Below are 22,643 nucleotides of genomic sequence, written 5' to 3' on the forward strand. Positions count from 1 at the left end.
GCGCGTGACCTCGACCAAGATCGTCATCGCCGGTGGTTTCGGCGTGGGTAAGACGACCTTGGTCGGGGCGGTGTCGGAAATCGTGCCGCTTCGTACCGAGGCGCTCGTGACGAACGCCAGCGACGGCGTCGACAACCTCTCTGCGACGCCGCAGAAGGCCACCACTACGGTGGCCATGGACTTCGGTCGTATCAGTCTTGCCGACGACCTCGTCCTCTATCTGTTCGGCACCCCTGGCCAGCACCGCTTCTGGTTCATGTGGGACGACCTCATCCGCGGTGCCATCGGTGCCATCGTGTTGATCGACACGCGCCGTCTGGACGAGAGCTTTGCCGCAGTCGACTTCTTCGAAGCGCGCAACCTCCCGTTCATCGTCGCCATCAATGAATTCGACGACGCGCCCCGCTACCCGCTCGAAGACATCCGGCAGGCGATGGCCATCTCCGCTGATGTGCCGATCGTGTCCATCGATGCGCGGGCTCGTGAGTCGGCGAAGCAGGCACTGGTCACCGTGACCGAATATGCACTGCGGAAGCTGCATCAGCCGGTGACTCAGTAATGGGGGAGGGCCTCGAACTCTTCACGATGGGGTCATGGGTTACGGCCCTCGCCTATCTGACCTCGACGATCGGGGTGTTCGTCGGCGTCACCGGTGCACGGCGCGTTCGCACCACCTCGAGCGAGCGATTGCGTTCGTACTGGATGATTCTTGCGGCGCTGGTGAGCGGCGGTGTGGGTGTCTGGCTCGCGATGTTCCTGCCGATGGCCGGCTTCGCAGTCGAGGACAGTGTCGTGCGGTACGACACTGTCACCATCGCGTTCTCGGTGCTCGTCGCGCTCGTGTCGGTCTATCTCGCACTGTTCGTCGCGATCCCTGCCGGTAGTCCCGGCACCCTCGGCCGTACGGTCGTCGGAGCGCTCGTCCTCGGGGCCGGCCTGGCGGCCGTGCCGTTCGCCGTCCTCGGGGCGGTGCGGATCCAGGGCACCATGTCGTTCGAGCCGATGTGGGTCGTCGCGTCGGTGGTGCTGGCGATCGTGACGGCCGTGGGATTCCTGGCACAGGTGAAAACCGCGGACACGTGGCCCAAGCGCCTTCTCAGCAGCGCACTCGCCGGTGCTGCCGTCGTCGCGGTGCACTTCCTCGCCGCGGCTTCCGTCCGGGTGAGCGTCGATCCCGAGGTAGGGGTGTCGGGCGGGATCGAGGTGTTCTCGATTCTCTTCCCGCTGTTCGTCGTCGGCCTGTTGCTGTTGGCTGTGCCCATCGTCCTCGTCCTCCAGGCGCCGGATCGTGTTGCGGCCGAACTCGAAGCGGAGTCCGAGCGATGGGCGGCGGAGCCGGTCGAGGGGCGGATCGTCTGAAGGTGTTGCTTCCCAGCACATCCGGTCGAGCATGGCGCATGACGACCGCTGGGACGAGGCCGCCCTCCCTTCGTTCGTATGTGAACCGAACCAATGGGATAAGGTCTCTTACGCTGTGACTGTCGGGGTGCAGCGCGTATCGGGGTAGGTCTTGGCGCGTGCCCCCGCATGCGGTAGTGAGAACGCGCCAAACGGGGGCTTTCACGTGTCGCACGACGTGCACCACTTCTCTATGGGGATGTGGGTGTTCTTCCTGTCCTATGCCACTGCGGTCATGGGATCGTTCGTAGGACTGTCCTGTGTCAGCCGTTCGCTCGACGAGCCGCGGCGCAGCGGAAACTGGTGGCTCCTCATGGCGTCACTGTCGATCGGCGGCGTGGGTATCTGGCTCATGCACTTCATCGGCATGATGGGCTTCTCCGTACCGGGCACGCCCATCCGGTACGACCTGTCACCGACCGTCTTCTCTGTGGTTCTCGCCGTCCTCGCGACCCTGGTGGGTCTGAGGATCGCCGACGTCCGCTCCGTCAGTAGCCGCAGCGTGCCGGAAGGGGCGCGGTTGCTCATCGGCGGTGTGCTGATGGGCGTGGCTGTGAGCCTGATGCACTACAGCGGGATGTCCGCCATCCGTATCCGGGGCACGATCGAACACGAGATCGGTTTCGTCGTCGCGTCGGTGGCCATCGGAGTCGTCGCCTCCACGGTCGCACTCGCCCTTGCCCGCCGCGCCCGGCGGTTCCAGCTACGAGTGGCCGCGGCCTTCGTCATGGGCTGCGCCGTCGTAGCACTGCACTACACAGGCATGGCGGGCGTGCGCGTGACTCTCGATCCGAGCCTGCCCACACCGGACGGCATGACCGTGATGTCGCTGCTCTTTCCGGCGTTCGTTCTCGGAATCATCGTTCTGGCCGTGCCCATCACAGCGTTGCTGCTCGCCTCGGACCCCGAGGACACGGTGCGCGACGCTCGACTCGAGCAGTGGGCATCGGAGGTGGAACGGCAGATCGATCGTGACACCGTGCGCGGGCCTGTGATGTGAGAGCTCTGTTCCGGACAGAACTCGGCCTGTGAAGTGCGTCCTTCTCGGCACCAGCTGACCTGCACCTATAGACTCGTGTGGTTGCGAGACGTCCGTCGAGCCGAGGGCCGGGTCCGGGCGTGCGAGCCGAGTAGAAGAAGGAGCTCATGACCGACACCACGTTGCCTCCCGAGGGGCCGGGGCACGACCGCATCGAGCCCGTCGATATCCAGCAGGAGATGCAGAGCAGCTACATCGATTACGCGATGAGCGTGATCGTCGGCCGCGCTCTGCCCGACGTGCGTGACGGTCTCAAACCGGTGCACCGTCGCGTGCTCTACGCGATGTTCGACAACGGCTTCCGCCCCGACCGTGGGTACGTGAAGTCGGCACGCGCGGTTGCCGAGACCATGGGCAACTACCACCCGCACGGTGATGCCTCGATCTACGACACGCTGGTGCGACTCGCACAGCCGTGGTCGATGCGTTATCCGCTGGTCGACGGCCAGGGCAACTTCGGTTCCCGCGGCAACGACGGCGCTGCGGCCATGCGGTACACGGAGTGCCGGCTCACGCCGCTCGCGATGGAGATGCTGCGGGAGATCGACCACGATACAGTCGATTTCCAGCCGAACTACGACGGCCGCACGCAGGAACCCACGGTTCTCCCCAGCCGAATCCCCAACCTCTTGATCAACGGTTCGGGTGGCATCGCGGTGGGTATGGCGACCAACATCCCGCCCCACAATCTGGGTGAGGTGGCCGACGCCATCTACTGGGCCCTCGACAATCACGAGGCCGACGAGGAAACGACCCTCGCTGCCGTCATGGAACGCATCAAGGGGCCGGACTTCCCGACCTCGGGTCTCATCACCGGTACCCAGGGCATCCACGATGCGTACACGACCGGTCGCGGCTCGGTGAAGATGCGTGGCGTCGTGGAGATCGAAGAGGACTCCAAGGGTCGCGCCAGCATCGTCATCACCGAGCTGCCCTACATGGTCAACCCGGACAACCTCATCACTTCGATCGCCGAGCAGGTGCGCGACGGCAAGATCGCGGGCATCTCCGACATCCACGACGAGTCGTCCGACCGCGTGGGAATGCGCATCGTCGTCACCGTCCGTCGCGACGCGGTGGCCAAGGTCGTCCTCAACAATCTCTACAAGCACACGCAGTTGCAGACCAGCTTCGGCTGCAACATGTTGTCGATCGTCGACGGGGTGCCGCGCACGCTGCGCCTCGACCAGATGATCCGGCTGTACGTCAATCACCAGATCGAGGTCATCGTTCGTCGCACGCGGTATCTGCTGCGCAAGGCGGAGGAACGTGCCCACATCCTGCGTGGCCTGGTCAAGGCCCTCGATGCGCTCGACGAGGTCATTGCACTGATCCGAGCGTCGCAGACGGTCGACATCGCCCGTGCCGGCCTGATCGAGCTGCTCACGGTCGACGAGATCCAGGCCGACGCGATCCTGGCGATGCAGCTGCGTCGCCTCGCGGCCCTCGAACGGCAGAAGATCGTCGACGATCTCGCAGAGATCGAGCGGGAGATCGAGGACTACAAGGACATCCTGGCCAAGCCCGAGCGGCAGCGTGCCATCGTGCGTGACGAGCTGAAGGAGATCGTCGACAAGTACGGCGACGAGCGCCGCACCCGGATCGTCGCGGCCGACGGCGAAGTGAACGACGAGGACCTCATCGCACGCGAGGACGTGGTCGTCACCATCACCGAGACCGGCTACGCCAAGCGCACTCGCACCGACCTGTACCGCTCGCAGAAGCGCGGAGGCAAGGGCGTCAAGGGTGCCGAGCTCAAGCAGGACGACATCGTCAAGCACTTCTTCGTGACGTCCACCCACGACTGGCTGCTGTTCTTCACGACGAAGGGCCGTGTCTACCGTGCGAAGGCCTACGAGCTGCCCGAGGCGAACCGCGCGGCACGCGGCCAGCACGTCGCGAACCTGCTGGCCTTCCAGCCCGACGAGCGAATCCAGGGCGTCATCCGTCTCAAGTCCTACGACGACGCACCGTATCTGGTGCTCGCGACCCGCAACGGTCTGGTCAAGAAGTCGCGCCTGTCGGATTTCGACTCCAACCGGTCGGGCGGCATCGTCGCGATCAACCTGCGCGGCGACGACGAACTCGTAGGTGCGGTGCTGTGCTCCGCGGAGGACGATCTGCTGCTCGTCTCGCAGCAGGGACAGTCGATCCGCTTCTCGGCGACCGACGAGGCGCTGCGTCCGATGGGCCGCGCGACGTCCGGTGTGCAGGGTATGCGGTTCAACGGTGAGGATTCGCTGCTGTCCTTGAATGTCGTCAAGGAGGGCACGTACCTGCTCGTCGCGACGTCGGGCGGTTACGCGAAGCGGACCCCGATGGACGACTACCCGGTACAGGGGCGCGGTGGCAAGGGCGTTCTGACCATCCAGTACGACCGCAAGCGTGGCAATCTGGTCGGCGCGTGCATCGTCGAAGACGACGACGAGCTGTACGCCATCACTTCGGGCGGCGGTGTCATCCGCACTGCGGCGAAGCAGGTGCGCAAGGCGGGCCGCCAGACCAAGGGTGTGCGTCTGATGAACCTGGCCGATGGAGATACATTGCTCGCGATCGCGCGCAATGCCGACGAGCCGGACGAAGCTGACGCAGCCGACGCTAAGGAGTCGTAAGTGAGCACTCCCCAGGGACCGAACGGAGCCGATCGGGGACAACCCGGTCGGAAGCCGGAGGACCACCCAGTGAACGAGGTGAAACCCGAGACTTCGGGGCGCCCGCAGGCTCCGGTTTCGGAGCAGAAACCCGCACCGGAAACCGAATCACCGAAAGCGCAGGGAGCGCAGGGAGCACCTGGCCCTGCCGCGAAGGCGCCGGAAGAACCCCAGCGCGAGGCCCCTGCAGCCAAAGCTCCTGCAGCCGAACCTGACCCCGTAGCGAAACCGGCGCCGGAGAAGGGCGCTGCCGAGCAACCGGGGCAGAAGGGCGCTACCGAAACGAGTGCGAGCACGGCCCCGGAGAAGTCTGCGCCGGAAGAATCCGGCAAGCCCGGTGGCGCACCCGCCGCCGACAAGGCTCGTGGTCCTGTCGCGGACGCCACGAACGGCCGGCCGACCCCGCCGGTGCAGTCGCCCGTTGCCGAAGAAGCGCAGACCGGTCAGATCCCTCGTGCGGGTGGTCCGACCCCTCCGTGGCAACGCGGGACGGCCCCGTCGCAGTCGGGAATGCCGCAGAGCACTCCGCAGACGAACGTTCCGGGCGTCGGCCCCGGTCTCTCCAAGCAGAGGGCCGGTGAGGCGTCTCAGCGTCCCGGTACCGGAGCGGGAGGACCTGCTGCGGCCAAGGGTGCTCCGACCGGGGGCGCGAATCCGTCCACCCGCTCCGTCGTGACCGGCGCTGCCGCGCCGGGTGCGCGCGCAGCGGCCGATCGGGCAGCGGCAGCGAAGGCGAAGTCCGCGGTGATCGACGGGCCGACGCGACACATCGAGCGCAAGGACCTCGCCAAGGACCTGCCGGATCTGTCCGCAGTGAAGCACCCGTCGACGGCATCGCCCGGCACGGGTGAGACCCCGCAGGTGAGTGCGGCCACGGCCACCACCCCCACCACGACCGCCGTGCCCACGGTGATCCCAGCCTCGGGGCCACTGCGGGCCACCGTCCAGATCCGCCGGATCGACCCGTGGTCGATGCTGAAGATCTCGTCGGTGATCTCCGTGTCGCTGTTCTTCGTGTGGATGATCGCGGTGGGGCTGCTCTACGGCGTCCTGGCCGGCATGGGGGTGTGGGAACGCCTCAACAGCGCTTTCACCGACATCGTTTCCGACGCCGGGAGTGGGGCTCTCATCTCGGCGGGTCAGGTGTTCGGATACGCGACCATCATCGGTGTGGTGAACACCATTCTGTTGACAGCCCTCGCGACACTCGGTGCGTTCATCTACAACCTCTGCACCGATCTCGTCGGCGGTGTCCAGGCCACCCTCGCCGACCCCGATTGACCTGCAGGAATGCTGCCCCGCCGAGGCGATTTGTTTCAGGCGGCCCCGGTGGGGTAGTGTTCCATCTCGGTTCGAGGGCCTATAGCTCAGGCGGTTAGAGCGCTTCGCTGATAACGAAGAGGTCGGAGGTTCAAGTCCTCCTAGGCCCACTCCCGTGCCGGAAGGATGATCGAATGAGGGTTCTCGCACTTGTGGGAACCGGGTTTCTGATCGTTCTCGGAATCGCTCGCATGCTTCGGAGCGAAGACGAATGGCACGCGGTTCCCAGCCGTTGATGCGGCGGACGGGGCCTTAGCTCAGTTGGTAGAGCGCTGCCTTTGCAAGGCAGATGTCAGGAGTTCGAATCTCCTAGGCTCCACAACAGAACATGCAGCCGAAGGGCGCTTTCCGGGTATCCGGGAAGCGCCCTTCGGCGTTTCTGTTCGGACTGTGAGGCATCGAGAGAGACTCGAGGGGTGACGCCTCGTCTCTCCCCCCGACTCGCCGAGATCGTCGCTGCGCTGCCTCTGCAGCCGCAGCTGCGGGTATTGGAGATCGGCTGTGGGTCCGGCGCTGCGGCCCGCGTGGTCGCCGACCGGTTGGCCACCGGGCACATCCTCGCGATAGACCGGTCCCGGAAGGCGATCGACCAACTGACTGCGGCGTCCGGAGAGCTGATGGCTTCCGGCAGGTTGAGGGCACGCTGCGTCGCGATCGAGGACTTCGTGCCGGTCGAGGGCGAGGAACGGTTCGACCTCGTCTTCGCGATCAGGGTCGGCGCACTCGACGGAAGGCACCCAGCGGCGGGCAAGGTTGCGATGGAACGGATAGCGGCTGCGACACATCCGGATGCACGACTGTTCGTCGACGGCGGTGATCCGCTCCGGGAGCTTCCGATTCCTCGGCTGTCGTGAACGATCCCTAAGGGGGATCCCGTTTCACGTGAAACATCAGGACAGTGCGGTGGTGAGCACTCTCCGCACCGACGCGCGCACTTCGTCGAGTGTGCGGCCGGCCTCGATCAACTCGGTGCCCTTGTGTACCAGCGCGGTGACGAGCTCGGCGTCGAGTTCGGGGTCGTCGCCTCCTCGCGCACGCAGCGCATCGACGAGGGGGAGGACCAGATCCTGATGCATGGCATGCATGCTCTCGTCACTGAACGCCTGAGGCGTGAAGGTTGCGAGCGCGCCGACGATCGCGTGTTCGCCTTCGGCGACCAGTTGCAGATTGACGTCGATGTACGTCAGCACCCGCTCGGTCGGATCTGACACCTTCTCCATCGCCGCGATCACGCGGGTGTTCCATCGAGGGAACATGTCGACGACGACGGCACGCAGCAGATCGTCGCGGGAGTCGAAGTAGTTGTAGACGCTCGAGCGGGCGAGGCCCGCCCGCTGGGCGACGTCACCGAGCGAAGGAGCATGTTCCGGGGTCTCGGCGAGCAGTTCCAGTGCCGCATCGAGGAGGGCGCGGCGCTGCGCGGCGCGATGCTCCACAACCGTCGCTGCTGAAATCTTCGGCACCGCCGGCCCTCCTCGTTCGGATTACGATCGATCAATCGTGTGGTCGAAGCCTTCCGTCGACCATCTCCAGTACACGATCGCAGTGTCGCAGGATCTCGTGGTCGTGGGTGACCATGATCGTAGCCACTCCGCTGGTGTGGGTTTCCTGTGCCAGCAGTTCGACGACCTCGTGGCTGCGTTTGCGGTCGAGTGCGGCGGTCGGTTCGTCGACCAGCAGCAGCGACGGTCCTGCCATCAATGCCCGCGCGATACCGACACGCTGTCGTTCACCACCGGACAGTTGCCCCGGACGGCGATCGGCCCGATGCTCCATGCCCACCGAGGCGAGCAGTTCGTCGGGGTCCCGCACCTTCCGTCCGGTGATCTTTCCGACGAGGAGCAACTGGTCCCGCGCGGTGAGGGCGGGAAGGAGGTTGCCCGACTGGAACACGAAACCGACCCGTTCGCGGCGCAGCCGCGCCGCGGCACGCCGATCCAGAGTGGTCAGATCGATGCCGTCGACACTCACGGTGCCGGACGTGGGCCGGCTGAGTCCGCCGGCCACCGCGAGCAGGCTCGACTTGCCGGCGCCGGAGGGACCGACGACAGCGACGAGTTCACCCGGTGTGACTTCCAGGTCGACGTGGTCGAGAGCAAGGACGGTGCTGTCCCCATCCCCGAAGGACAGGCAGACGTCGGACAGCGCGAGGCCGGTGGAGGTGGTGACTGTCATCGGTTTTCTCCCAGGGCAGCGAGGGGATCGACACGGACGATGCGGACCACGGCCAGGGCGGCGCCGAGCAGGCCGAGGACGACGAGCAGGACGGCGCCCTGGAGTACGGGACCGGATTCGAGGACGAACGGCATACCGCTGCCTTCGAGGCCGGAGCCGAGGCCGAGGCCGACGAGCACGCCGAAGGTGACGGACCCGACGAGCACGATGACGGCCTGCAGGAGGGCGTCGCGCAACAGGAATCCGGTGGAAGCTCCCATGGCGCGCAGGACGGCGATCTCGCGGCTGCGTTGCACTGTCCAGATGGTGAAGAATGCACCGACGACCAGGGCGGAGATCGCGTAGAGGAAGGCGGTGATCATCGACATGGTCATCATCTCGGCGCTGTAGCCGGGGGAGGAGTCGAAGGATTCCTCGAGTGTCTTCGAGGCGGTGCCGGCGTCGGCGTCGCCGGCGGTGAGGTCGGGCAGTTCTCCGTTCACGCCTTCGATCGCCACGACGCTGGCCTCGGTGTACGCCGAGGGAGGTACTGACTCGCCGAGCCGGACTCCTGCGTGGATCTCCTGCCACTTGCTCAGAGGGAGATAGGCGACGTCGACGTGACCGAAGGTGCGTTTGTCCGAGGTGAAACCGACGACGTTCAGCTGTGTACCGAGGCGATCGATGACGATGCTGTCGCCCACCACGACCCCGCTGTCGCGTGCGCTGTCGCTGAGAATGACGTCGGTGTCACCGGCGAGTGGTGCTCCCTCCTCGGCGGCCGGTTCGAGGAACGATCCCGGCTGGACACCGAACAGAGTGAGATCGACGGGGACTCCGTCTCCGGTCTTCGCGTTGACGATGGTGTTTCCGAACAGTTCGGCCCGGGCGACGTCCGGGCGGGCACGCCAGGTGTCGGCCTGCTCCTCGGTGACGACGGAACGGGAGAACGCCGAGTCGGTCTTGGTTCCTTCGGCGAAGGCGAACGCCTGAACCGGTGTCCGCTGCAGCGCGGAGACACCGTCGACGACGAGGCCGGAGGAAAGACCGGACAGGATCACCATCAGGATCGAGATGAGCGCGACGACGGCGCCCATCAGCAGGAAACGTGTGCGCGCGAACCACAGTTCACGCATGGCAAGAAACATGTGAGGTCCTTCGTGGGCTGGACGGGACGAAGTACCGCCGCGAACGATCTTCTCGACGACACGTCGATATCTTACCGACACGATGTCGACATCTTTGGTGACGGTTACTACACCTCGTAGTAACACCAGGTGGAGCCAGTATTCTGAACGTCGTGGCCTCCGACGCGAAGATCCTGGCGCGCGTGCGCGCGATCTTCGTGTGCGCAATGTCGGTCACTCTGAGCATCGCCGCTCATGCCTTCGCCGGCGGTGCCGTGCCTCACCAGGACATCGTGGTGCTTCTGCTCGGTGTCGCCGTGATCTCCGGCGTGCTCGCAGCGGAGACTCGCGTGCCGGTTCCGCTGCTGCTGGTGCTCGGCCAGGTCGTGGGCCATCTCGTGCTCGGACTCCACGACGGGCACCTGCACACCCCCGCCCTGGGGATGCTTCTCGCTCACCTCGGTGCGGTCGCCGTGGCCGCAGTCCTGGTGCAGGGCGCCGAGACAGGATGCGGTGTCGCATTCGCAGCGCTGCGACGGCTGCTTCCCCGGCTGTACCGTGCATTGCCGGTCGCCGTCGCCGAGCCCGCCCCCACCGGTTACCGGCTGCGCATCGGCCCTGGCCTCCTGCTGGTCGGCGGTTCGGGTTGCCGCGCACCTCCCACCGTTCTCCGATAGGCCCACCTATCGGTCGCCGCTGTCGGCGACCGTTCGTTCCGCGTGCCGAAAGGGCACCGCGCCACCAACGGAGAATCATGAAGAAAACCGTGCTCTACCCCGCAGCCGTCGCAACGGCTCTCCTCGCGACCGTCACCGCCTGCGGATCCGATACGACGTCCGCAACCTCGGCGGACTCCGTCGTCGTCTCCGAGGCCTGGGTCAAGGCCTCCGACGCCGGGATGACCGGTGGCTTCGCCGAGATCCGGAACACCGGCAGCAGCGAGGTCCACATCGTCGGTGCCTCCAGTCCCGCGTCCAAGACCACCGAACTGCACGAGATGGTCCCCGGAGGGGGCAGCTCGATGGTGATGCAGGAGATGGGTGACGGACTGGTGATCCCCGGGGACACCACCCACGTCCTCGCCCCTGGTCAGGATCACCTCATGCTCATGGACCTCGTCGTGCCCGTGCGACCCGGCAGCATGGTGAGCTTCACGCTCGAATTCGCGGACGGGTCGACCGAGGAGTTCACGGCTCAGGTCCGCGACTTCGCCGGCGCGCAGGAAGAGTACGTGCCGTCCGAAGCCGAAGCCGAAGCCGAAGCCGAAGCCGAAGCCGAAGCCGAAGCCGAAGCCGAAGCCGAAGCCGAAGCCGGAGCCGGAGCCGGACACGGTGGCTAGGTTCAGCCGACGAACCCTGCTCGGCGGCGGTGTCGCCGCGCTGGGCGCAGCCGGACTGGGCGCGGTGGGTGGTGGCGCGGCGGTCGCGTCCCGTCCGCCCGAGCCGACGGGCTCGCAGACCGTGGAGATCCACGGGGTGCATCAAGCCGGCATCGACACCCCCGCGCAAGCGTTCGCCTCGTTCGTGGCACTGGATCTTGCCGAGGACATCGATCGCGCCGGTCTCGTCGGGATCATGCGGGTCTGGGCCGAGGACGCCCGGCGCCTCACCACCGGAACGCCGGCGCTGGGTGACACCGAACCCGAACTCGCGGTGGATCCGGCGCGTCTGACGGTCACGGTCGGATACGGTCCCGCGGTGTTCGACGCCGCAGGGCTGACCGACCAGCGCCCGCCATGGCTGAAGCCGCTTCCGGCCTTCTCCGTCGACCGGCTCGAAGAACGGTGGTCCGGGGGAGACCTGCTGTTGCAGGTGTGCGCGGACGATCCTGTCACCGTCTCGCATGCGGTGCGTACCCTCACCAAGAGCGTGCGCTCGCTGGCGACGGTCCGCTGGGTCCAGCGGGGATTCCGGCACGCGGCCGGTACCAGGCCGGACGGAATGACGATGCGCAATCTCATGGGACAGGTCGACGGCACGGTCAACCCCACCCCGCACAGCCCGGACTTCGACCGGCAGGTCTGGAACCCGGGAGAGCCGTCGTGGATGGCCGGTGGAACGTCGCTGGTCCTTCGTCGTATCCGCATGGAACTCGACACGTGGGACGAACTCGATCGCCCCGCACGTGAACTCGCAGTCGGCCGCAGACTGTCGAACGGCGCTCCGCTGACCGGCTCGCAGGAGCACGACGACGCCGATTTCGAGGCCACGGATCGGTTCGGTATTCCCGTGATACCACCGGAATCTCACGTTGCGCGGGCTCGTCCCCGCACGGGCGACGAGCAGTTCCTGCGGCGTGGTTACAACTACGACGACCAGGACGGCGCCGGACTGTTGTTCGCCTCCTATCAAGTGGATGTGGATCGCCAGTTCGTTCCGGTGCAGCAGCGTCTCGCCGAGCACGACGCACTGAATCCATGGATCACTCCGGTCGGGTCGGCGGTCTTCCTCCTCCCGCCGGGATTCGGTCCGGACGGCTATCCCGGCGACACACTGCTGGAGGTCTGACGAAGGCCCGGACGTATCCGTGTGCGAGGTCTAGCCTCGAGGTGTGACCGAGATTACACAGATGCGTCAGGGCTTCGCATCGCTGCGGGAAGGCGGCCTGAACTGGGACGCCTTCCCGCTCCGGCTCTTCCTGAAGGGCAATGCGGGGTTCTGGAATCCGATGGACATCGACTTCTCCCGCGACCCCGAAGACTGGGATGCACTCAACCCGGAGCAGCGTCGCAGTTCGACCTATCTGGTCGCGCTGTTCGTCGCCGGTGAGGAAGCCGTAACGCAGGACATCCTCCCGTTCATGCGTGCAATGCAGGCCGAGGGCCGGCTGGGGGACGAGATGTACCTGACCCAGTTCTGCTTCGAGGAGGCCAAACACGTCGAGGTGTTCCGGCGCTGGATGGACACCGTGGGCCTCACCTCCGACCTGCACCCCTTCGTGGCGGAGAATCCCTACTATCGGCGGTTGTTCTACGAGGAACTACCGCGCAGCCTCCGAGTCCTCGACCACGATCCGTCCCCGGCGAATCAGGTCCGGGCCAGCGTCACCTACAACCATGTCCTCGAGGGCAGTCTGGCGCTGACGGGCTACTACGTGTGGCAGAAGGTGTGCACCAAGTTCGGGATCCTGCCGGGCATGCAGGAACTCATCCGCCGGATCGGTTCCGACGAGCGTCGGCACATGGCATGGGGGACCTTCACGTGCCGGCGGCACGTGGCCGCGGACGACTCGAACTGGGGCGTCGTGCTGCGCCGGATGGAGGAATTGCTTCCGCTCGCGACCGGAATGATCCAGTGGCAGAACGAACAGTTCGACGAACAGCCATACGGCCTCGACAACGACGAGTTCATCTCCTACGCCGCCGACCGGGCCCAAAGACGGCTCGGCGCAATCGAATCCGCCCGCGGGCGTCCGCTCGAGGAGATCGACCTCGATTTCGCCCCTGCCGTGCTCGAGGAGAGATTCGGAGACGAGGACGCAGCGGCACTCGCCGCGGTTCCTCCCGCTGACCACCCTCGGGCGGACTGACGGATCAGAGCAGCACGCCGAGAACGATCGCGATCAACACGATCACGACGACCGTCGCGACGACGACCGTCCTCCTGTCTCCGCCGCTCCGGTCGCCCACTGCGTCGGTGGGGGGAGCGGGGACGGGCGCAGGCTCGGCAACGGCTTCGCGTTCCTCGACGACGTCCTCGGTCCCGAGCCGCTTCTCCTCGAGTTCGCGAAGACGCACGAGTCCGCCGGTGAGGACGTCGGTCGCGTCGTAGGAGGGCGGCAGCCCGATGCGCGCCTTGGGGGTCTCGCGTGCGGGAGTGAATCCGGCGGCGAGGATCGCCGCGCCGAGCGCCGCAGTCTGCTCCGGGCCTGGTCCCACGAGACTGCGCACCGTGAGTTTGGTGGCGAGACTGTTGGCGATCTCCTTGATGTGGGTGCGATCGCGTGCCACGAGGCCATCGCCCATGACGACCACGGCCTCGAGATTGCTCGGCATCCAGCCGAACGATCCGAGTGCAGTGGCGAGTTGTGCTGCCGGTGAAGGAGACCCCTGGGCTGGTGTCCGATAGGCCTTGCCGGCGGGCACCCCCGAGCGCACGAGCGTGACGGTCGAGCCGCCGTCGTCGAGATGGAAGACTCCCACGAGTTGCCCTGGTGTCTCCGAGATCTCGGAGGCATACCAGGCGGCGGCAGCCTGGGCGTCCGACACGAGGTCGACGTGGCGCAGATCCGCATAGTCCAGCGCGGCTCGCAACGTGGCGACTGTGGAGGGATCCCAGTGTGACGGATAGGTCGCGGCGTAGCCGGGGTCGCTGTCCTTGTCCATACCGCCGAAGGTCGGCAAGGGATGGCATTCCCGCAGCAGACAGTGGATGGCGGTGGCCATCGCATCTTCGGCGCGATACGTACGGCCATCGCTGGCGGTGATCCCGGAGGCGTCGCCGACCCGCGTGAGGAAGCCCGCGATCGTCCGTGCTTCGTCCCCGTGCGCGACGGTGCCGAGCGAGGTGGTGCCGTCGTGATCGACGTGCAGAACCGTGTCACGTGCGAGTACGACGGGATCGGGAGTGCCGGGTTCGTTGGAAGCGATGACCGCCGTGGACACGACTCGCCCGATTCGGAGGCCGACACCGATGGCCATGTCTTCCCTTCCTCGAGAGGCTGCTCGTCTTGCTGCCGAGGACCCGACTCGCTCCGGGTACGCCGGGCAAATGCGCCGGTTCCGGCGCGAAGAACGATTGTGGCAGACGGGAGGAAAAGTGCCGACCTTACTTGCCGGTAAGTGCGTGTTACAGTGCGTACCGCCGTGACCAGGGACACACGGCGACACTGAGTGGTGGAGGCAACATGATAGTGCGTGCTCGGCAATGGGTGGCCGCAGCGGTGGTCACGACGGTCCTGGGGGGTGGTCTTCTAGGTTCGGCGGCGACAGCCGGAGCCGAGACGGACTTCTATCTCCCTCCGGAGCCGCTTCCGTCGGGTGCTCCGGGCGACATCCTGCGCACGGCGCCGTCCGATCTGGCGCTGCGAGCACCGAGTGCCGATGGAGTCTTCCCCGGCCAGGGCACCAAACTGCTGTACCGCAGCAACGACGCGAACGGCGCACCCAATGCGGTGAGCGGCACCTACATCGAGCCGTCGACGCCGTGGAACGGCTCCGGCGACCGGCCGCTGGTCGCACTGGCCGTCGGGACGCACGGGCAGGGCGACCAGTGTGCACCGTCGAAGAACCTCGGTGCGCTCGTCCACTACAACCCGCCGCTCGACTTCTTCACCGAGTACGAGGTGCTGTCGATCAACGCGCTGCTGCTGCGAGGCATCGCCGTGGTCGTCACCGATTACGACGGGCTCGGTACTCCCGGGCACCACACCTATGTCAACCGTGCAGCCGAAGCGCATGCCGTCCTCGACTCGGTCCGAGCGGCACTGAAGCTCGAGAACACCTCGGTGACGGAGAACAGCCCGGTCGGGTTGTTCGGTTATTCGCAGGGTGGTGGCGCTTCGGGTGCGGCGGCCGAGCTCGCCCCCGAGTACGCGCCCGAGCTGAACCTCGTCGGTGCATACGTCGGCGCTCCGCCTGCCGACCTGGTGGCGACTCTGAAGCAGATCGACGGCACGCTTCTCACCGGCGCGATCGGGTACACGATCAACGGTCTGGGCGAGGCGTATCCGGAGTTGCGCGACGAGATCGACGCCGAGGTCAGCGACCGCGGCCGCGAGATGCTCGCCGCTGTGGCGAACCAGTGCGTTCCGGAGACCATCGCGAACTTCGCTTTCCAGCGGACCAGTGACTACACGCGCACCGGTGAACCCCTCGACGTCGTGCTCGGTCGTCTGCCCGGGGTTCAGAAGGTCTTGGAGGAACAGCGAATCGGCAAGCGTACTCCCGCTGTGCCCGTCCTGCTCCAGCACGGCACACAGGACGACACCGTCCCGTACGGTCAGGCTCGCGAGCTGGCGCTGAACTGGTGCGACCAGGACGCCACGGTGCAGTTCCTGCCCAACAACACGCCTCCCGTACTTCCCGGATTCATCATCAACCACGCGGTTCCGATGATCGCGGGTCTGCCCGAATCCGTCGCGTACATCGAAGCGCGACTGCGGGGTGAGCCGGCTCCGTCCAACTGCGGAAGCTTCTGACCGCACCGCACATCACCGAAAGTCCGGCCCGCACTCCCTCTCCGGGGGTGCGGGCCGGAACTGTATCGGGCTATACGGAGTGATGGGTGTCGATGACCCGGCGCGCTACGTTCGTCTCGGACGACGGGCCCGATTCCCAGTGGGCGATCCACGGGCCGGTGCCTTCGCTCGGGTCGAGGACCCCGCGCTCGAGCCACTCGTATCTGCCCCCGAGAACTCCGGTCGCGGTGCGCCGGTCCTCGGCATCGGTATTCGTCCACAGGGCCCCGAACAATCTCTCCACGCGCAGTCGTGACTGTCGGCAGAATGCGTCGGCCAATTCGAAAGCAGCGTCGGCTCCAGGATGTCCGTCCACGCGCTGTCGTTCGGCGCGCACGCACACCGCTGTCGCGGCGAACAGTTCGGCTCCGATGTCGACGATCCTGCCGAGGAAGTTCTCCCGCTTCTCGAGTCCGCCCTGCCACCGGGCCATCCCGTAGAAGGTCGAGCGGGCGAGTTTGCGGGAACTGCGTTCGATGTACCGGAGATGCGTGGCAAGGGAGCCGAATTCGGCATAGGTTCGTGGCAATCCGCCTTTGCCTGCGACAAGCTTGGGAAGCCACCGGGCATAGAAACCGCTCGCTCGTACTGCGGCCTGGGCCTTGGCCTTGCCCGTCGAGTCCGGATCGGCGAGTTCTCCGGCAGCGCGCAGGTGCGCGTCGACCGCCTCACGGGCGACGAGCAGACGCATGATCTCGCTCGATCCCTCGAAGATACGGTTGATTCGCAGGTCGCGAACGAGTTGCTCTGCGGGGACCGCCCGTTCGCCCCGGGCGGCCAGTGACTCGGCGGTCTCGTATCCCCGGCCGCCGCGGATCTGCACCAGTTCGTCGGCGATGAGACAACCCATCTCGCTCGACCACAATTTCGCCAGTGCGGCTTCGATGCGAATGTCGTTTCGCTGCTCGTCGTTCATCTGCCCCGACAGCTCCACGACGGACTCGAGTGCGTAGGTCGTCGCTGCGATGAAGGAGATCTTCGCGGCGACGGCTTCGTGCTCACCGACCGGTTTGCCCCATTGGACGCGGACAGCCGACCATTCGCGGGCGATCTTCAGAGCCCACTTTCCGCCACCCGCACACATTGCGGGGATTGCGAGCCGACCGGCGTTGAGGGTCGTCAGCGCGATCTTCAGGCCGTCTCCCTCACGTCCGACCAGGTTCTCTCTCGGTACCCGGACCTTGTGCATCCGGGTCACGCCGTTCTCGATGCCACGCAGTCCCATGAAGGTGTTGCGGCGCTCGACGGTGATGCCGGGTGAATCCGCTTCCACGACGAACGCGGAGATCCCACCGCGGTGCCCGTCGCTCTTCGGCACACGAGCCATGACGACGAGCAGTTCCGCGACCACACCGTTGGTCGTCCACAGCTTGACGCCGTCGAGTTCGTAGGCGTCCCCGCCCTCGACGGGTACGGCGGTGGAGGCGAGTCGGGCGGGGTCGGAACCGACGTCGGGTTCGGTGAGCAGGAAGGCGGAGATTGCTCCGCGTGCGCATCGCGGCAGGAATCGTTGCTTCTGCTCGGAGGTACCGGCGAGCTTCAGCGGTTCCGGTACTCCGATCGACTGGTGTGCCGACAGCAGTGCGCCGATACTGGGATGCACTCCGGCGACGACCGTGAGCGCCCGGTTGTAGGCGACCTGCGACAGACCGAGCCCGCCGTACTCCACCGGAATCTTCATCCCGAAACAGCCGAGTTCCGCCAGTCGGCGTATGTACTCGTCGGGAATCTGCGCATCGCGCTCGATGCGCATGCAGTCCATCGATCGGCACGCTGCGCGCAGCCGCGCGAGAAACTCTTCGGTGCGGGCGTCCTCGTCGGGTGTGGGGCGCGGAAACGGGTGGACGAGGTCGAGAGTGAAGCGCCCCAGGAAGAGCCCCTTCGCAAAGGATGGCTTGTTCCATTCGGACTCGCGGGCCTGCTCGGCTACTTCCCGTGCTTGCCGCTCGGTGACCTGTGGGGTTCGGACATCGGCATCGTCTGCCATGACTGCCTCCGGGTCGCGTGCCTACCGGTGAGTATGCACCCGGACGTGTCGGATATCACAAGATCCGAAATGTCGATCATGAAGCTGTCGAATGTGACCTGTATCACTGCATCGGGGGCATGTTCACGGGGTGCCGCTCCTCGGGAATGCGCCTACCCTCGAACTGTCACGATGACGTGCCCCGCCCCTCACCCGCCGATCCTTCGCCGGATCTATCGGAGGTGGCCATGGAGTTTCTGGCCTTCGTCCCCGTCCTGATCGCTTTCCTCGGTGCGCTCTACTTCGCGGCCTGTCTCATCGTCGACCTTGAAATACGTTCTGCAGAAAAGAAATTCGGACACCGGGAGGGTGGTGCCGTCGAACCCGGCGGTCAGTCGCCCGCCGAACCGCTCGCGTTCGGTGAGGCCGGTTTCGAGACATCTTCACCGGTCGTGGTCGCCGACGACGCCGCGGGCCGGACGCGCGGAGGCTCCGGCGCGATCGGCGGATACGCCGGCAGGCGCCTGCGGTAGAGCACGAGTGCCGCCGCCACAACTGCGGCAACGGCGCCTACGACGAGACCGGCCCGCCGACCCCTCCGCTCGGTAGCGGCCTTTCCGGGGCGACGCTCGGCGGCGGCACGACTCGCTGCCGTGGCCAGTCCACCGGCCACGTCGAGGCCCTTGCGGGCTGCGAACAGGCCGGCTGCGCTCGATCCCTGAGCGAGGGCCACCGCACCTTCGCCGGCTACGCGGAGAGCACCCGCAAGATCGCCGGATTCGTCCTGGCGCCGCACGAATGCCGGACGCCACGCGTCGTCGTTCTCGCCATGAATCAGCTTGCTCATGGGTCCACTCTTCCACATGGATCCGGACGTGCGGCCGTTGCCGGGAATGTGTTCGCGTGCGGCCCGTCCTGCCCGGCGGATCGTCAATGGCACCATGGGGGTGTGACTTCACCGCATCAGACAGCAACGGCCACGCTCCATACCAACCGCGGCGACATCGCGATTGCCCTCTTCGGCAATCACGCACCCAAGACGGTCGAGAACTTCGTCGGCCTCGCCGAGGGCACCAAGGAGTACAAGACCCAGAACGCCAAGGGAGAGACCAGCGGCCCGTTCTACGACGGCGCGATCTTCCACCGCGTCATCGACGGCTTCATGATCCAGGGCGGCGACCCCACCGGCACCGGCCGTGGCGGCCCGGGCTACCAGTTCGCCGACGAGTTCCACCCCGAACTGCAGTTCGACCGCGGTTACCTGCTCGCGATGGCGAATGCAGGCCCCGGCACCAACGGCTCGCAGTTCTTCATCACCGTCGGACCGACCCCGCATCTCAACCGTCGCCACACCATCTTCGGTGAGGTCGTCGACCCCGAGTCCAGGAAGGTCGTCGACGCGATCGCCACCACGGCCACCGACCGCGCCGACCGTCCGGTCGACGACGTCGTCATCAACAGCATCACCATCTCCTGAGAGAGTCCCCCATGACGAACCCCGGCTGGGGCTCCGCGGCCGAGGGTGGCCCACAGCCCCAGCCGCGGTGCGTTCGCCATCCCGACCGTCCGACCCTTCTCGCCTGCTCCCGCTGCGGCCGCCCCGCATGCCCGGAATGCCTGCGCCCCGCATCGGTCGGACAGCACTGCGTCGACTGCCTTGCGGCAGCCGAGCGGTCGGCACCGCAGGCCCGTACGATCGCCGGCGCGCCGGTCCGCTCGGGTCGGCCCACGCCGGTCGTGACATACGTGCTCGTCGCGCTGAACGTGCTCGTCTTCGCCGTCACGGCTGCGCAGTCGGGCAGCGTGACCACCAACGAGCAGGGCTCGGCGCTGTTCCTCGACTGGGCACTGTGGCCGCCCATCATCGCTGCCCACGGGGAGTACATCCGACTCCTCGGCAGCGGTTTCCTGCACTTCGGCCTGCTCCACCTTGCCGTCAACATGTTCGCGCTGTGGGTGATCGGCCGCGACACCGAACTCGTTCTCGGACGCCTCCGCTATCTGTCGGTCTACCTCGTGTCGATCCTCGGCGGTTCCGCCGCGGTCATGCTGATGGAGACCCGAGCGGTCACCGCTGGTGCCTCGGGCGCGGTGTTCGGTCTGCTCGGAGCACAGGCGATCATCCTGTTGCGTCTGCGCCGAAGCCCGGCGCCGGTGCTGATGATCGTCGGTCTGAACGTGATCATCAGCATCACGATCCCCGGAATCTCGCTGTGGGGCCACCTGGGTGGTTTCATCGCCGGTGGAGCCGCGACTGCTGCCCTGTTGTACGCCCCGCAATATCTCGGGGCCGGCGACAGCCGGGAACGCATCGTGCGCACCGGATGGCTCGCACTGTCCACGGTCGGCCTGGTGACGCTGCTGGTGATCGTGCTCGCCGTACTACGTCTACGTGCTCAATTGGGCGTGTGATCCGGCGCCAGATCGCGGGCAGCGAGAGCTTCGTGCACCTTCCTCGGATCCGTCCCCAGATCCCACCGCCCGAAGATCATCAGGCTCTCTGTTCCGCTCGCGGGGTCGATCGCGTCGATCTCCAGCATCGGCACGCGCCGGCCGAACCGCGGGTATTCGACGATCCGCACGCGCTGCAGTGCCGGGCGGGGGAACTCGCGGCGGCCGGTGAGCCGCATCGCAACGAGGCCGGTCGCTCCCGGCAGCACCGCGAGTCGTGGGCGTTGCCGTAACGCCAGCGCGACCGTCACGAGGATGATCAGTGCCGCGAATCCGACCAGCACCCGGCCGGCCGCGTCGGGAACTGCGACCACAGCGGTGACGGCGAGCGCAATGCCGGCGAGCGACAGAGCTGTGACCGCGGCGGGTGGAGTCGACCACCGCAGCGAGGTGTCGTCGGGCACGGGTGTCCTCTCCGTCGGGCCGGTCACCGGGTTGTGCACAGGCTTATCCCCAGGTGGGGATGAATCACACCGGTGTAACCCGTGGCTGTGGAAGTCAACGCCATCTCATGGTCATGATCAGACCGACGACCATGAAGCCGAAGCCGATCAGGAAGTTCCAGGCACCGAGATCGTTCATCCACGAGATCTGCTCGGCTGCGAGGTAGTACACGATCAGCCACAGCAGCCCGATCACCATCAGACCGAGCATCACCGTCACGTACAACGTGCTCGACGGCGCGGCCTTGATCTTCACCGGTGTGCGGCTCACGGCCCGGGGCGCGGATACGTCCTTCTTGCGAACCTTCGACTTGGGCATGGTGTCCTCGTTCTTACGACTCCACCCGTGGCACACGAGTGGAGTGGTCGGTCAGCTACCTGATGAGATCACGCTAACGTAAGGCCAGGATCGGAGGTACGACGTGTCGGAACGACGGCTGCGCGCACCCGTGTGGGGTGTCGCGACCCTCGCCGTCTGTCTGGTCGCGGGGCTGCTCGTGGGTATCACCCGCGGAGTGTCCGACGGCGACGAATTGCGCGCCGGCGATTCACCGCGACTGTCCGATCTCGTCCGTACCGCGCAGGAACAGTCCGACGAACTGGCCACCACCCGGGACGAGCTCACCGCCCGCATCGAAGAACTCCAGGATCGCGCCGCCACGACGGACGACGACGTCGCCGCGGTGCTCGGCGAACTGTCGGCCATCGAGGACCCGGCCGGGCTCGTGGCCCGCCGGGGCCCGGGCGTGACCGTCACCCTGACCGACGCACCCCGGGACGCGAACGGACGATATCCGTCCGGTGCGTCCCCCGACGATCTCGTCGTGCACCAGCAGGACGTGCAGAGCGTGCTCAACGCGATGTGGGCAGGCGGCGCCGAAGCCGTGGCCATGCAGGACCAGCGGATCGTGGCGACGTCGGCACCGCGCTGCATCGGCAACACGCTGCTGCTGCACGGGCGCACCTACTCGCCGCCCTATGTCGTCACCGCGCTCGGCGACCCGGCACGGTTGCAGGCGGCGCTCGACGCCGAGCCCGGTATCCGTATCTACAAGCAGTACGCGGCCCGCTATCAGCTCGGGTACGCGCAGCAGGCGTCGAACGATCTGTCGGTCCCCGCCTACACCGGCGGTTCGTCCGTGCGATGAGACGGCCGGGCGCATTGCCCGGTCCGAGGCACTGAGTACCCTCGTCTCATGCGCATTCTCGTCGTCGACAACTACGACAGCTTCGTCTTCAACCTGGTCCAGTATCTGGGGCAGCTCGGAACGACAGCGGACGTGTGGCGCAACGACGACGATCGACTGACCGCTCCGGGGGCTCTCACGCGAGTCGCCCGTGATTACGACGGCATCCTGCTCAGCCCCGGCCCGGGCACACCCGAACGCGCAGGGGTGAGTATCGATCTGGTCAAGGCCTGCGCCGACAGCAGCACGCCGCTGCTCGGAGTGTGCCTCGGGCACCAGTCCATCGGCGTCGCCTTCGGAGCGACCGTCGACCGCGCACCCGAGCTGCTGCACGGCAAGACCAGCCTGGTCCGACACAACGGCGCCGGTGTGCTCGCAGGCCTGCCCAACCCGTTCACCGCGACCCGCTACCACTCGTTGACCGTGCTGCCCGAGACCATGCCCGCCGAACTCGAGCCGACGGGCCACACGGAGACCGGGATCGTCATGGCTCTTCGTCATGCCGAGCTGCCGATCCACGGTGTGCAGTTCCACCCGGAGTCGGTGCTCACCCAGGGCGGTCACCGGATGCTCGCGAACTGGCTCGCGGCCTGCGGTGAAGCACCGGACGATGCTCTTGTCGCACGGCTCGAGGCACAGATGGCCCGGGCCCTCGACGGTGGTGCAGCCTGAGTCGCCCCACTCGACGAAGAGAAGAAGGGCGCCGATCCTCCGGACCGGCGCCCTTCTT

General features: G+C 66.5%; 23 protein-coding genes and 2 tRNA genes. 17 read left to right on the forward strand and 8 right to left on the reverse strand.

The genetic code is table 11. The features are described 5' to 3' along the window. Window positions 1-4 precede the first annotated feature (4 nt). The 8 genes from ABZ789_RS04490 (at window position 5) to ABZ789_RS04525 (ending at window position 7,262) form a co-directional block, all read left to right on the forward strand. On the forward strand, window positions 5-559 hold the full coding sequence (locus ABZ789_RS04490) for an ATP/GTP-binding protein (protein WP_016691076.1): 555 nt from the start codon (window positions 5-7) through the stop codon (window positions 557-559). After that, the gene (locus ABZ789_RS04495; protein WP_358419539.1) at window positions 559-1,359 is read left to right on the forward strand and encodes an MHYT domain-containing protein; all 801 of its coding nucleotides are present in this window, start codon (window positions 559-561) and stop codon (window positions 1,357-1,359) included. The genes ABZ789_RS04490 and ABZ789_RS04495 overlap by 1 nt, the downstream gene beginning before the upstream one ends. A 205-nt stretch (window positions 1,360-1,564) precedes the next feature. Continuing rightward, window positions 1,565-2,398 (forward strand): MHYT domain-containing protein, encoded by an 834-nt coding sequence (locus tag ABZ789_RS04500; RefSeq protein WP_358419542.1) that lies wholly within the window; start codon window positions 1,565-1,567, stop codon window positions 2,396-2,398. Window positions 2,399-2,544: 146 nt separating this feature from the next. After that, entirely contained in the window at window positions 2,545-5,049 is a 2,505-nt protein-coding gene (gyrA, locus tag ABZ789_RS04505; protein WP_358419545.1) for a DNA gyrase subunit A, read from the forward strand. 69 nt (window positions 5,050-5,118) lie between these two features. Next, window positions 5,119-6,369: a DUF3566 domain-containing protein gene (locus ABZ789_RS04510; RefSeq protein ID WP_358419548.1), complete on the forward strand. Its 1,251-nt coding sequence runs from the start codon at window positions 5,119-5,121 to the stop codon at window positions 6,367-6,369. 75 nt (window positions 6,370-6,444) lie between these two features. Then, window positions 6,445-6,518: transfer RNA gene (locus ABZ789_RS04515), tRNA-Ile, on the forward strand. 136 nt (window positions 6,519-6,654) lie between these two features. Then, window positions 6,655-6,727: transfer RNA gene (locus ABZ789_RS04520), tRNA-Ala, on the forward strand. Window positions 6,728-6,824: 97 nt separating this feature from the next. Further along, window positions 6,825-7,262, forward strand: coding sequence for a class I SAM-dependent methyltransferase (locus ABZ789_RS04525; RefSeq protein WP_358419551.1), 438 nt, complete (start codon window positions 6,825-6,827; stop codon window positions 7,260-7,262). Between the two features lie 36 nt (window positions 7,263-7,298). On the opposite strand, the gene ABZ789_RS04530 is transcribed toward ABZ789_RS04525, so the two are convergent. From ABZ789_RS04530 to ABZ789_RS04540, 3 genes are read right to left on the reverse strand one after another with little or no spacing between them, the layout of a single operon-like run. Next, the gene (locus ABZ789_RS04530; protein WP_358419554.1) at window positions 7,299-7,871 is read right to left on the reverse strand and encodes a TetR/AcrR family transcriptional regulator; all 573 of its coding nucleotides are present in this window, start codon (window positions 7,869-7,871) and stop codon (window positions 7,299-7,301) included. Between the two features lie 31 nt (window positions 7,872-7,902). Then, window positions 7,903-8,583 carry an ABC transporter ATP-binding protein gene (locus ABZ789_RS04535; protein WP_358419557.1) on the reverse strand — a complete coding sequence of 227 codons (681 nt, stop codon included), beginning with the start codon at window positions 8,581-8,583 and terminating at the stop codon, window positions 7,903-7,905. Beyond that, complete coding sequence (locus tag ABZ789_RS04540) at window positions 8,580-9,710, reverse strand: ABC transporter permease (RefSeq protein ID WP_358419560.1); 1,131 nt, start codon at window positions 9,708-9,710, stop codon at window positions 8,580-8,582. Before ABZ789_RS04540 ends, ABZ789_RS04535 begins: the two co-directional genes overlap by 4 nt. A 152-nt stretch (window positions 9,711-9,862) precedes the next feature. Between ABZ789_RS04540 and ABZ789_RS04545 the strand changes: the two genes are divergently transcribed. The 4 genes from ABZ789_RS04545 (at window position 9,863) to ABZ789_RS04560 (ending at window position 13,217) form a co-directional block, all read left to right on the forward strand. Further along, the gene (locus ABZ789_RS04545) at window positions 9,863-10,366 is read left to right on the forward strand and encodes a hypothetical protein (protein WP_358419562.1); all 504 of its coding nucleotides are present in this window, start codon (window positions 9,863-9,865) and stop codon (window positions 10,364-10,366) included. A 77-nt stretch (window positions 10,367-10,443) separates the two neighbouring features. Continuing rightward, entirely contained in the window at window positions 10,444-11,028 is a 585-nt protein-coding gene (locus ABZ789_RS04550; RefSeq protein WP_358419565.1) for a copper chaperone PCu(A)C, read from the forward strand. Beyond that, the gene (locus ABZ789_RS04555; protein WP_358419568.1) at window positions 11,021-12,196 is read left to right on the forward strand and encodes a Dyp-type peroxidase; all 1,176 of its coding nucleotides are present in this window, start codon (window positions 11,021-11,023) and stop codon (window positions 12,194-12,196) included. The genes ABZ789_RS04550 and ABZ789_RS04555 overlap by 8 nt, the downstream gene beginning before the upstream one ends. Window positions 12,197-12,257: 61 nt before the next feature. Continuing rightward, window positions 12,258-13,217: a R2-like ligand-binding oxidase gene (locus tag ABZ789_RS04560; protein ID WP_358420189.1), complete on the forward strand. Its 960-nt coding sequence runs from the start codon at window positions 12,258-12,260 to the stop codon at window positions 13,215-13,217. Between the two features lie 4 nt (window positions 13,218-13,221). Here the strand turns inward: ABZ789_RS04560 and ABZ789_RS04565 are convergent, their stop codons facing one another. Continuing rightward, window positions 13,222-14,328 (reverse strand): hypothetical protein, encoded by a 1,107-nt coding sequence (locus ABZ789_RS04565; protein ID WP_358419571.1) that lies wholly within the window; start codon window positions 14,326-14,328, stop codon window positions 13,222-13,224. 206 nt (window positions 14,329-14,534) lie between these two features. On the opposite strand from ABZ789_RS04565, the gene ABZ789_RS04570 reads away from it, so the two are divergent. Further along, complete coding sequence (locus ABZ789_RS04570) at window positions 14,535-15,827, forward strand: lipase family protein (protein WP_358419574.1); 1,293 nt, start codon at window positions 14,535-14,537, stop codon at window positions 15,825-15,827. A gap of 70 nt (window positions 15,828-15,897) precedes the next feature. Here the strand turns inward: ABZ789_RS04570 and ABZ789_RS04575 are convergent, their stop codons facing one another. Both ABZ789_RS04575 and ABZ789_RS04580 read right to left on the reverse strand, forming a co-directional pair. Then, window positions 15,898-17,853 (reverse strand): acyl-CoA dehydrogenase family protein, encoded by a 1,956-nt coding sequence (locus ABZ789_RS04575; RefSeq protein WP_358419577.1) that lies wholly within the window; start codon window positions 17,851-17,853, stop codon window positions 15,898-15,900. A 370-nt stretch (window positions 17,854-18,223) separates the two neighbouring features. Next, entirely contained in the window at window positions 18,224-18,679 is a 456-nt protein-coding gene (locus ABZ789_RS04580; RefSeq protein WP_358419580.1) for a hypothetical protein, read from the reverse strand. Between the two features lie 102 nt (window positions 18,680-18,781). On the opposite strand from ABZ789_RS04580, the gene ABZ789_RS04585 reads away from it, so the two are divergent. Both ABZ789_RS04585 and ABZ789_RS04590 read left to right on the forward strand, forming a co-directional pair. Then, window positions 18,782-19,309: a peptidylprolyl isomerase gene (locus ABZ789_RS04585; protein WP_358419583.1), complete on the forward strand. Its 528-nt coding sequence runs from the start codon at window positions 18,782-18,784 to the stop codon at window positions 19,307-19,309. Between the two features lie 11 nt (window positions 19,310-19,320). Beyond that, window positions 19,321-20,244: a rhomboid family intramembrane serine protease gene (locus ABZ789_RS04590; RefSeq protein ID WP_358419586.1), complete on the forward strand. Its 924-nt coding sequence runs from the start codon at window positions 19,321-19,323 to the stop codon at window positions 20,242-20,244. On the opposite strand, the gene ABZ789_RS04595 is transcribed toward ABZ789_RS04590, so the two are convergent. Together ABZ789_RS04595 and crgA are read right to left on the reverse strand one after the other, a co-directional pair. Next, window positions 20,229-20,687, reverse strand: a complete 459-nt coding sequence (locus tag ABZ789_RS04595; protein ID WP_358419589.1) for a PH domain-containing protein — start codon at window positions 20,685-20,687, stop codon at window positions 20,229-20,231. The genes ABZ789_RS04590 and ABZ789_RS04595 overlap by 16 nt on opposite strands. Window positions 20,688-20,781: 94 nt before the next feature. Further along, complete coding sequence (gene crgA, locus ABZ789_RS04600) at window positions 20,782-21,045, reverse strand: cell division protein CrgA (RefSeq protein ID WP_358419592.1); 264 nt, start codon at window positions 21,043-21,045, stop codon at window positions 20,782-20,784. 103 nt (window positions 21,046-21,148) lie between these two features. Between crgA and ABZ789_RS04605 the strand changes: the two genes are divergently transcribed. Both ABZ789_RS04605 and ABZ789_RS04610 read left to right on the forward strand, forming a co-directional pair. After that, entirely contained in the window at window positions 21,149-21,874 is a 726-nt protein-coding gene (locus tag ABZ789_RS04605) for a DUF881 domain-containing protein (protein WP_358419595.1), read from the forward strand. A gap of 48 nt (window positions 21,875-21,922) precedes the next feature. Further along, window positions 21,923-22,585, forward strand: a complete 663-nt coding sequence (locus ABZ789_RS04610) for an aminodeoxychorismate/anthranilate synthase component II (RefSeq protein ID WP_358419598.1) — start codon at window positions 21,923-21,925, stop codon at window positions 22,583-22,585. Window positions 22,586-22,643: the final 58 nt, after the last annotated feature.

This window comes from Rhodococcus sp. NPDC047139, from assembly GCF_040643435.1.
GTDB lineage: Bacteria > Actinomycetota > Actinomycetes > Mycobacteriales > Mycobacteriaceae > Rhodococcus.